This window comes from Desulfosarcina cetonica JCM 12296 (genome assembly GCF_001311845.1).
GTDB lineage: Bacteria > Desulfobacterota > Desulfobacteria > Desulfobacterales > Desulfosarcinaceae > Desulfosarcina > Desulfosarcina cetonica.
In genome coordinates, this window is record NZ_BBCC01000288.1 from 1 (window position 1) to 5,482 (window position 5,482).

The window sequence follows — 5,482 nt, forward strand, 5'->3', positions numbered from 1 at the left end:
TGAGGGATACCATCCCGATTATTGACAGCAACATGAGCGGTTGTTATTAGCGAATAATGATTTTCCATTAAGCGCTATCCAAGGATGAAAACTGCGAATGCCCGATTCCGAAGAGCGCCTGCGCAAGATGATTGAAGCCCTGCGTGAACACCAGTTCCGCATTACGCCCCAACGACTGGCCATTCTTCGGGTGCTGTCGGAGAGCAAGGGGCATCCCAGCGTGGAGACCATCTATGAGCAGGTAAAACCCGCCTTTCCCACCACCAGCCTGGCCACGGTTTACAAGACCGTTTCCGTCCTCAAGGGGCTCAACCAGGTGCTGGAGCTGGGGTTCAGCGACGACAGCAACCGCTACGACGGCAAGAAGCCCTATGACCACCCCCACGTGGTCTGCACGGTTTGTAAGAAAATCCTCGATCCCGATGTCTCCGCCCTGGCGGACATGACCGAGGAACTTTCCCGCAAGACCGGATTCACCATTACCCGGCACCGCCTCGACTTCTTCGGCATTTGCCCGGATTGCAGGGCGGCCGCCAAGCGATAGGCGATGCGCCGCACCCCGGCCTTACTTATTGATGAACGCGTAAAAAGTCGCATTTCCGACGATTCGTAAAACGCCCGAGATCAAGGCTTGCGAATCCTGAGGAATGAGGTGTACTTTTGCGTACACCGCAGTGACGAAGGATGAAGCGTAACGCCGATATCGGGCGTTTTACGAATCCGTCACTTCTTGGGCGGGAAAACCTGCCGGGAAGCCCCATAACCGATGATGGTCCCCTGATCATCCACCGCCATGACCGAGAACTCATATTTGTGCCGCTGACCCGCCGGCGGACAGGGGCCATTGTATCCCATGTTTAGGGCGCCGGCCGGGATGACGCCCGAGCCGTCAACCGCCACCTTACCGCCACCCTGGTTCCAGACGGGCAGATTGATGTCCTTGAGCCGGACCTGCAACTCGACGGCACCATCGGGAATGCCGGCCACCTTGATTTCGGGGGATTCATGGGCGCATGCCGGGATACCGTCCCAAGAAAAGGTTACTTCCATCTTGGCGGCGTTTCGTGGGATTTTGATCTGCACCGGCTGGTGTTTTTTGGCGCAAGCGCCGACCAATAGCAAAAGCGTGGCAAGGAAACAAAGGGTATAGGATTTTTTCATGAGTGCCTCATTTGTCGGCCGAAAAAAAGCGGATGGAAATAATGATGAACGCGTAAAAAGTCGCTACTCCTATACCACCAGCCACCGGCGGGTTCAAGGACCCGCCGGTAGATCGTCGAAGTCACCGGGGTAAAAGCAGGGCAAAACCCATTTACCCAGGTAATCGGAAATTCTGGTATTGACAACTTTGCCGTTCAGGTAACCTGAGGCTGTGAAATCAGGAGCGTTCTGGCCAACATGAATCATGGATGGTTCCTCCTTGGGCGCCTGGGGCGCATATGCTTAAAACAAAATAATCCATGACAGTTAAGTCGGGTTCTTGTAGGATCGCAAATTAAAAGACCGCCCAATTCAAATCATGGTACCATGCGCACGACTCCAAAACCGACCCTGCTGGCCTTTCTGATCGTCGCCATCGCCCCCTTGTGCTGGGGCGGTAACATTGTCATCGCCAAGGGCGTGGCCCCCCTGATTCCACCGGTCGCCCTGGCCTTCTGGCGCTGGGCCGTGGCCTTTGCGATCCTTCTGCCGCTGACCTGGCCGTATGTGCGTCGGGACTGGCCGGTTGCCCGGGCCGGCTGGAAAATTTTGATTCTGTTGGCCATTCTGGGCATCACCAGTTTCAATACCCTGCTCTACCGAGCCATGCACACCACCACGGCCATCAACGGCGCGTTGATCCAGACCACCATGCCGGCGGTCATTATCCTGATTTCAAGGGTGCTCTACGGAGAACGCATCACCTGGCGGCAGACCGCCGGCGTGACGCTGTGCGTGGTGGGTGCGGGGGTGGTGGTACTCAAGGGGCGCTGGCAAGCGCTGGTGGAAATGGCCCTGGTTCAGGGTGATGTGTTGATGATCGTGGCGGTGTTTCTCTACGCCTCCTACTCGGCGCTCCTGCCCAAACGCCCTCAATTGCATCCGCTGAGTTTTCTCACCTACACCTTCGGTATCGGCTGGATCGGGCTATGGCCGTTCTACCTGTGGGAACACGCCGCCGTGGGGCCCTTTGACCTGAGCCTCGCGGCGGTCGGCAGTATCGCCTATGTGGCCGTGTTCCCCTCCATCGTGGCCTACTTCTGCTGGAACCACGGCGTGGCCGGCATCGGCGCCAATCGGACCGGCCTGTTCATCAACCTCATCCCCGTGTTCGCCGCCATCCTGGCAATCCTTTTTCTCGGGGAGCATCTGGAAATCTTCCACCTGGCCGGCATGGGATTGATCCTGACCGGCTTCATTCTCTTCAACCATCAACGGCGTGCTTGAGACGTTCCAGGCTTCCGCCAGGATCGACCGCGGACAAGCGAGGTTAATGCGTTCGAAACCATCGCCTTCGGGGCCGAAAATGTAACCTTCATCCGGAAAGATGCGTGCCTTCTCCAGCATCAGGCGTTTCAGGGCCCATTTATCCAATCCCAGACCGCGGCAGTCCAGCCAGACCAGATAGGTCCCCTCGGGGCGGATCGTCCGGAGGGCCGGCAGGTGCGCATCGATGTAGCTTTCCACGAAATCGCGGTTGGCCTCGATATAGGCCAAGACTTGGTCCAGCCAGGGTTCGCCTTCGCGATAGGCGGTCTCGCAAGCCACCACGCCGAACGGGTTGGCCCATTTACCCAACCGCAGCTGTTGAGGGTCTGTTGGAAACGCCGGCGCAATTCCGGGTTGGAAATAATGATGTTGGAGGTGTGCAGGCCGGCCAGGTTGAAGGTCTTGCTGGGCGCGGTACACACCACGGCATTATCGGCGAACGCCGCGTTGATGGCGGCAAAGGGCGTGAAAACCACCCCTTTGAAGATCAGGTCGGCATGGATCTCGTCAGCCACCACCAGCACCTGGTGCTTCCGGCAGATCTCGCCGATACGGGTCAGTTCCTCACGGGTCCACACCCGTCCCACGGGGTTGTGCGGGCTGCAGAGGATGAACAGGGTGACGGCCGGATCGGCCGCCTTGGCTTCGAAATCGGCGAAATCCATGGTGTAACGGCGATCCTTCAAGACCAGGCTGCTGGAAACGATCTCGGCCCCGTTGTTCTCGATGGCAGTAAAAAACGGGTAGTAGACGGGCCGCTGGACCAGGACTTTTTTCCCCGGCCCGGCAAAGGTGCGCACCAGCCAGTTCACCGCCGGCACCACCCCGGGCGTGGAGAGGATCCAGCCGGGATCGATGGTCCAGCCGTGCCGCCGCCGCATCCAGTCCACCACGGCCTGGTTGTAGCTGTCCGTGCGCAGGGTATAGCCGTAAATGCCGTGTTGGGCACGACGCACCAGGGCGTCGATCACCGGCTGGGGCGCGGGAAAGTCCATGTCGGCCACCCAGAGCGGCAGCATCCGGTTTTCGCCGAAATAGTCGTCGGTGGTGATCCAGCGCGACGGGTTTTCAGGATCCTGGATGACCCCCCATTTGGCGGACTGGGTGTCCTTGCGATTGACCTCGTGATCGAAATTGATCTTCATGATGCGTATACGCTTTCTTTAATTGATGGTATGCTAACACGGCATTTTTCATAGCACCCTGAAGCCCTTGGCGTCGATCGTTTTTCATCGCCGGTTTGAAAAGCCCGTCAAAGCGCCGTTGGCGGTGTTGGAAAACGGCGCGAAAGGCTCACCCAATAGGAACGTATCATGACCTCATCAACGCCTCCACCCCCATCCAAGCCATACGTCACGCCCCAGGAGGCCCTGTCCCGCATCGAACCGGGCATGAACCTCTTCCTGGGCACCGGCATGGCCGAACCGCACACCCTGGTCAAGGCCTTGATGGCATCCACGGCGCCCAACCTGCAGGATCTCACCCTGATCCAGATCCTCAGCTTCGGCGATGCCATCTCCCTGGAAGCGCTGCATGCCAGCAAATACCGGCTGAAAACCTTCTTTTCCGGATGGGTGGCGAATGCCGCCATCAGCGCCGGCCATGTGGATCTGATTCCCAGCCGTTTCTCGGCCATCCCCCAGCTGATCAAAAGCGGGCAGGTCCCCGTGGATGCGGCCCTATTGCAGATCACGCCGCCGGACGACGACGGTCTCTGCTCGCTGGGCATTTCCGTGGATGTGGGCCGCCAGGCCATGGGCCGGGCGTCGCTGGTGATCGGCGAGATCAACGCCAACGTCCCGCGCACCTATGGAGACACCTTCGTGCATGTGGATGAGTTCGATTTTCTGGTGGAGAGTCACGATCCTGTTCCCCTGCTACCGGCTCGCCCGGCGGATCCGATGGATGCGGTTTTCGACCGCATCGCCGCCCATGTCGCCGCGGTCATCGAGGATGGCAACTGCCTCGGATTCGGCATCGGGCCCCTGTACGACGCGCTACCACGCCACCTGAAGAAAAAGCGGTACCTGGGCATCCATTCGCCCTTCATCACCGATCCGGTGATGGCGCTGATCCGCAGCGGAGCGGTTGCCAACCGGCGGAAAAGCACCTTCCGCGGGAAAAGCGTGGCCAGCTACGCCATGGGCTCGGCCGAACTGATGCACTGGCTGGACCGCAACCCCATCGTCGAGTTCCAGAACATCGACAAGGTCTTCAGCCCCCTGGAAATCGGCCGCAACGCCCGTTACGTGGCGATCCTCCCGGCTCGCAAGGTTGACCTTTCCGGCCGTATCGCCATGCATGTCGGCGAGGGCAGCATCACCTCCGGGCCGGGCCAGGCCATGGATTTTTTCAACGGCGCCGAAATCTCCTTGGGCGGCTTCACCATCTTCGCCCTGCCCAGCCGCAATCGGCAAGGAGAGGGCAATGTACGCCTCTCCATCCAGGACATGCCCAACCAGTTGAACCTGCCCGATTCCGTTGACATGATCGCCACCGAGTACGGCGTCGCCGCCCTCTCGGGCAGGACCCAGCGCGAGAGGGCCCAGGCCCTGATCGAGATCGCCCACCCCGACGATCGGCCGGACCTGGTCGAAAAAGCCAAGATCGCCCACATCATCTACCCCGACCAGATCTTTCTCAAGGCCAGCGCCCACCTTTATCCGGCGGAAATTTCCGAGCGACACACGTTCAAAAACGGTGTCGAGGTCCGCTTCCGCGCCATCAAACCCTCCGACGAGGAGGAGATGCGCCGGCTCTTCTACCGTTTCTCGGACATGGCCATCTACTACCGCCATTTTGTGCCGATCAAGACCATGCCGCATGCCAGGATGCAGGCCTATGTCAATGTGGACTACCGGGATGTGCTCTCGGTGGTGGGGCTGGTGGGCCCCCCGGGCCAGGGGCGCATCATTGCCGAGGCCCGATTTGTGCGTCATCAGGAGAAACCGCATGTGGATATGGCCTTTGTCGTGGACGAGGCCTACCAGCGGCTGGGAATCGCCACCCATCT

At 59.6% G+C, this 5,482-nt stretch carries 5 protein-coding genes and 1 pseudogene; 3 read left to right on the plus strand and 3 right to left on the minus strand.

Annotated elements, in window-relative coordinates; translation table 11 throughout:
• Positions 1-97: 97 nt before the first annotated feature.
• Positions 98-544, plus strand: coding sequence for a Fur family transcriptional regulator (locus JCM12296_RS32100; RefSeq protein ID WP_054701689.1), 447 nt, complete (start codon positions 98-100; stop codon positions 542-544).
• Between the two features lie 179 nt (positions 545-723).
• Here the strand turns inward: JCM12296_RS32100 and JCM12296_RS32105 are convergent, their stop codons facing one another.
• Positions 724-1,161 carry a YbhB/YbcL family Raf kinase inhibitor-like protein gene (locus JCM12296_RS32105; RefSeq protein ID WP_054701692.1) on the minus strand — a complete coding sequence of 146 codons (438 nt, stop codon included), beginning with the start codon at positions 1,159-1,161 and terminating at the stop codon, positions 724-726.
• A gap of 117 nt (positions 1,162-1,278) precedes the next feature.
• Positions 1,279-1,422 (minus strand): annotated as a pseudogene (locus tag JCM12296_RS39325) (peroxiredoxin); the annotation flags it as partial.
• A gap of 105 nt (positions 1,423-1,527) precedes the next feature.
• Between JCM12296_RS39325 and JCM12296_RS32110 the strand changes: the two are divergent.
• Positions 1,528-2,427, plus strand: a complete 900-nt coding sequence (locus JCM12296_RS32110; RefSeq protein ID WP_054701695.1) for a DMT family transporter — start codon at positions 1,528-1,530, stop codon at positions 2,425-2,427.
• 128 nt (positions 2,428-2,555) lie between these two features.
• Here the strand turns inward: JCM12296_RS32110 and JCM12296_RS32115 are convergent, their stop codons facing one another.
• Positions 2,556-3,614: a MalY/PatB family protein gene (locus JCM12296_RS32115; RefSeq protein WP_218188392.1), complete on the minus strand. Its 1,059-nt coding sequence runs from the start codon at positions 3,612-3,614 to the stop codon at positions 2,556-2,558.
• Positions 3,615-3,782: 168 nt separating this feature from the next.
• On the opposite strand from JCM12296_RS32115, the gene JCM12296_RS32120 reads away from it, so the two are divergent.
• Positions 3,783-5,482 (plus strand): acetyl-CoA hydrolase/transferase family protein (locus tag JCM12296_RS32120; protein ID WP_054701698.1); only part of this gene is annotated, 1,700 nt, incomplete at its 3' end.

Excerpts from the sequence above, each read along its gene's own strand:
- JCM12296_RS32100 (WP_054701689.1), top strand. The coding sequence starts at position 98 with ATGCCCGATTCCGAAGAGCGCCTGCGCAAGATGATTGAAGCCCTGCGT.
- JCM12296_RS32105 (WP_054701692.1), bottom strand. The coding sequence starts at position 1,161 with ATGAAAAAATCCTATACCCTTTGTTTCCTTGCCACGCTTTTGCTATTG.
- JCM12296_RS32110 (WP_054701695.1), top strand. The coding sequence starts at position 1,528 with ATGCGCACGACTCCAAAACCGACCCTGCTGGCCTTTCTGATCGTCGCC.
- JCM12296_RS32115 (WP_218188392.1), bottom strand. The coding sequence starts at position 3,614 with ATGAAGATCAATTTCGATCACGAGGTCAATCGCAAGGACACCCAGTCC.